Genomic DNA, 4,130 nt, shown 5'->3' with positions numbered 1-4,130 from the left:
TAACGTGGTATATAGGGTAAATTTGGCGTCATCCGACCGAGAAGGCTGTTTATGGGCGACTAGAGACTCAGTGACAAGTATCGCCCTCTGCGATGCTTGTCATGCGCTTTGAGGCTCTACCAAGACCATGCCGCACGAGGGAAAGGTAGCAAAATTTACCCTATACACCATGTTATCCTTACTAAATATAAATTAAGTCATTACGAAAACCCAATCAACACTTTTTGAGTTCTACACATCCCCAGGCAAAGCGTCCTACTGCAACAAATTTTTATTTACTATAGAATTGGTCTATTATTCCACAAGACATGATATCCGCCATTTTTAAAGCCTCTGCTTGAATTACATCAAAATTAATGATATCTTGCGCATATCTTCCGTTTAAACGGTACATGGCTTCGTCCTCTGTCATTTTTAAATGGTGATAGAATAAAGTTTGGAATTTCTTCATATTCCAGTATGGATTAATACTTGCTAGAAAAGCCACAATTTCATCTGCATTTTTATACCAATTTCTCCTGTCTTCATTTGCAGCTTCTATATCTCCTGCTTTAGCGTGATTAACTAAACTACCTGCAATAGTTAAATGTTCTCTAAATAGCGTTTCGAATTTTTTTGCTTTTTCATTACCGTAATACAGTTTAAGTATATTAGCAAAATCAGTTGGATTTCGAAGAAGTCTATTAGTCACAAATTCCAAATCATCCAGTTCTGATACAGTACTAATAATAAAGTTCCTTGTCCAAAAAATATGTTCTTGCCAAAGCTCTCTAAAAAGGTTAATTAGATTTATCATGACGGTCAGGTTATTCTTAGGTCTCATAGTTAATAATCCTTTATATAGTTTTTACTATTATATGTTATTAAACAGTATATGCTACTAATGAAAATAGATTGTCAAAAATCGAATGAATCATTATTGATTTATCATAAAAAATTATTACTTTCATTTGAACGTGAATTCTGAAAAGAAATAGAATTCATGTTTTTCAAAATGTTATATTGACATGGATTGATAAATAGGATACAATCTTACCAATATACTCGATGAGTAAAAACTCATTTAAATGTATAAAAATGCAATCTAACTAAATAGATATGGTATATTGTATAAAATATATTAAATAGAAGATAGTAAATATGTATTAGCTGCTTGGAAGTTAGAGACTGCCGCACAACAATAAACTGTTATTCTGATAGCATGAATTCGGCTTATAATGAATTTTATGCCGGGAGAATCTTATCCTCATATTGTGATTCTTCATTCATTTAATTCGTGGAATTTTTATTCAGAGTAATAGTTTTGCAGCAGCCTCTTTTTATATATAAAGCTGAAAAGGAGGACACAATGAAAAATTTGTTGAAAAAGTTAAATTTACCGGATGGAGTACAAAGCATTATCCAAAATAGTAAAAAAGTTGTTGTAGCCAAAAATAGGGAAGAATTATTGGAATTATCCTATGGAAGTACTGAAAATGATGAATTTCATGTTTCCTATGATGTAAAAGGTAAGGGATCCGTACAGGAAGTAACCGTTAATCGTTGTAAAAATGGAGCCGTAGTGAATTATCTTGAAGATTACATGCGTAGAAGAGATCCGGATTGTTTAATCGTATCCGATGATCTCGGAACGGATAAGCCCAGATATAAGGATGTTTATAATAATCATTTTGAACCATTACGTCAGGAAACATTTGAATGGCTAAAGGAACAGGAACTTATTATATTGCCATTTATGTCCGGTGGTAAGGAATACGGATATGAATCTTTACTGATTGCACCGCTGAATGCTGCCTTTTTCGCATGTGCAGTAGCAGATATACAAGGTTACATCAATGTTGATGAAATACCGGAAGGATTTACCCCAAGAGCAATTGTTTATCTGGCACCGCCTTTTAGACATACACATTTTAATGGAAAACAGGTAGTAGTTCATAATCGCTCAATGGAACTTCATGAAGTATTTTCTTATAACCTTTATCCGGGACCTAGTGCTAAGAAAGGTATCTATGGTGTTCTATTAAATATCGGTGAAAGAGAAGGATGGACTACAGTTCATGCTTCTACTGTTAGAGTAATCACACCTTATGATAATGAACTTGTAATTTTACATGAAGGTGCTTCCGGCGGCGGTAAAAGTGAAATGACAGAAGATATTCACCGGGAATTAGACGGAAGAATTGTATTAGGGAAAAATACAGTTACCGGTGAAAAGAATTATATTGATATAGTTGATACCTGTGAAGTTCAACCTGTTACGGATGATATGGCTCTATGCCATCCCAAAATGCAAAATGAAAGTAAAAAATTAGTTGTTCAAGATGCAGAACAAGGTTGGTTTTTAAGACTTGATAATATTAAAAAATATGGATCTTCACCCAAATATGAAAGTATCATTGTTCAGCCTTCCGAAAAACTCTTATTCTTTAATTTAGACGGAGTATCCAATGCAACTTGTCTACCATGGGAACATACTTTAGATTCTGACGGAACACCTTGCCCTAATCCAAGGGTTATACTCCCCAGAAAGATGGTACAGGGTATTGTAAGTGAACCGGTGGAGATTGATGTAAGAAGTTTCGGTGTTCGAGTACCACCTTGCACAAAAGAAAATCCAAGCTATGGAATTATAGGACTATTCCACATCCTACCTCCAGCCATTGCATGGTTATGGAGATTAGTGGCCCCAAGAGGATATAATAATCCAAGTATAACCACTAGCAAGGGTATGACCAGTGAAGGTGTTGGTTCTTACTGGCCATTTGCGACCGGAAAAAAAGTAACACAGGCTAATCTGCTATTAAATCAGATTACCCGTTCCAGTCATACCAGATATGTATTAATTCCTAACCAGCATATTGGTGCATACGAAGTTGGATTCATGCCAGAATGGATAGCAAGAGAATATATTGCAAGAAGAGGCAGTGCTAAGTTTAAGCAAGAACATTTAACAGAAGCACGCTGCAAATTACTGGGATATTCTCATAATACTTTAAAACTAGACGGACACTATATCCGCAGAGCATTCTTACAACCGGAAATGCAAAGTGAAGTCGGTATAGAAGGCTATGATAAAGGTGCTGAGATATTAACCGATTTCTTTAAAAATGAACTTGCTCAATACAATACAGAAGATTTGGATCCATTAGGAAGACAAATCATAGATTGCTTTATGAGAGACGGTTCTTTGGAAGAATATTGTGAGTTAATACCTATGAGATTCTAAAAAAGATAAACATTAAGTTTTAAAATAACAATTGTTTTGATTATTTTTAACTAAGTATTATATGAAGAAATATATATGAAGAAGTATATATGAAAAAAATATATTAGAAAAAACATATGAAAAAACATATATACAAAAATAGATATACGATAAGAGGCTGTTGCAAAAACGTCATTTGAGTAAATTCCGAAAACCTGAATTTTAAAAGGAATCTTACAAAGCTAGGAGTCCTAACATAAAATTCATAATTCAATTTTCACTCAAAGAATGACAATTGAATTATTGCGGCAGCCTCTTATTGTATGTATATACTTTAAAGAAATTTGAGATACTTTTAGTGAAACTAGTTTATCCAGCTTAATAAAGTCACTAAAACGCCGAAAGCGAGGTTATTATGCCAAAAGATAGTCAACCAGATAATAAAAAAGCAAGAATGCAAAAATCAAATGGACAAACTCCTATTACACGTGAGAATCAAAACCATAACAGAAATGCAAAGAAACAATCCACACCCAATAATGATGTATAACAGGAGGTATCTATGGCAAAAGCAGGAATGAGACGTCCGGATCCCAAAGAACCTCATGGAACTGAAAACAATCCGGGAATTAATATCCCAAAGAATACAGTAAAACCGGTTCCTGAGATTCAAGGAAAAGCGAAAGCCGGACATGAGAAAGCAAACCCAATTAAATATGATGGAAAGTGGTAATTCTATTTATACCAAAGACTATAAATAAAAATTTAGGTTGTTAACAATAGTACGCTTTGCCTGAGGTGGTGTAGAGAACTCAGAAAGTGCCACCGGGGCTTTCATAATGACTCGATTTATGTTTTGTTAGGATAACATGGTGTATAGGATAAATTTTGCTACCTTTCCCTCGTGCGGCATGGCCTTGGTAGA

Annotated in this window: 4 protein-coding genes; 3 read left to right on the top strand and 1 reads right to left on the bottom strand. The window is 34.3% G+C overall.

Translation table 11 applies throughout. The annotated features are described in order from the left end of the window. Positions 1-271: 271 nt before the first annotated feature. On the bottom strand, positions 272-823 hold the full coding sequence (locus tag RT261_RS20840; RefSeq protein WP_313135093.1) for an acetylglutamate kinase: 552 nt from the start codon (positions 821-823) through the stop codon (positions 272-274). 525 nt (positions 824-1,348) lie between these two features. Here RT261_RS20840 and RT261_RS20835 point away from each other — a divergent pair. The 3 genes from RT261_RS20835 (at position 1,349) to RT261_RS20825 (ending at position 3,938) form a co-directional block, all read left to right on the top strand. Beyond that, positions 1,349-3,226 carry a DUF4914 family protein gene (locus RT261_RS20835; RefSeq protein WP_313135092.1) on the top strand — a complete coding sequence of 626 codons (1,878 nt, stop codon included), beginning with the start codon at positions 1,349-1,351 and terminating at the stop codon, positions 3,224-3,226. A gap of 394 nt (positions 3,227-3,620) precedes the next feature. Further along, positions 3,621-3,755 (top strand): hypothetical protein, encoded by a 135-nt coding sequence (locus RT261_RS20830; RefSeq protein ID WP_313135091.1) that lies wholly within the window; start codon positions 3,621-3,623, stop codon positions 3,753-3,755. A 12-nt stretch (positions 3,756-3,767) separates the two neighbouring features. Then, entirely contained in the window at positions 3,768-3,938 is a 171-nt protein-coding gene (locus RT261_RS20825) for a hypothetical protein (protein WP_313135090.1), read from the top strand. Positions 3,939-4,130: the final 192 nt, after the last annotated feature.

Origin of the sequence: Anaerocolumna sp. (assembly GCF_032079385.1) — a bacterium.
In the GTDB taxonomy this organism is placed as follows: Bacteria; Bacillota; Clostridia; order Lachnospirales; family Lachnospiraceae; genus Anaerocolumna.
The sequence above is the reverse complement of the archived record's forward strand: the minus strand, read 5'-3'. Positions and strand labels throughout refer to the sequence as shown.

Excerpts from the sequence above, each read along its gene's own strand:
- RT261_RS20840 (WP_313135093.1), bottom strand. The coding sequence starts at position 823 with ATGAGACCTAAGAATAACCTGACCGTCATGATAAATCTAATTAACCTT.
- RT261_RS20835 (WP_313135092.1), top strand. The coding sequence starts at position 1,349 with ATGAAAAATTTGTTGAAAAAGTTAAATTTACCGGATGGAGTACAAAGC.
- RT261_RS20830 (WP_313135091.1), top strand. The coding sequence starts at position 3,621 with ATGCCAAAAGATAGTCAACCAGATAATAAAAAAGCAAGAATGCAAAAA.
- RT261_RS20825 (WP_313135090.1), top strand. The coding sequence starts at position 3,768 with ATGGCAAAAGCAGGAATGAGACGTCCGGATCCCAAAGAACCTCATGGA.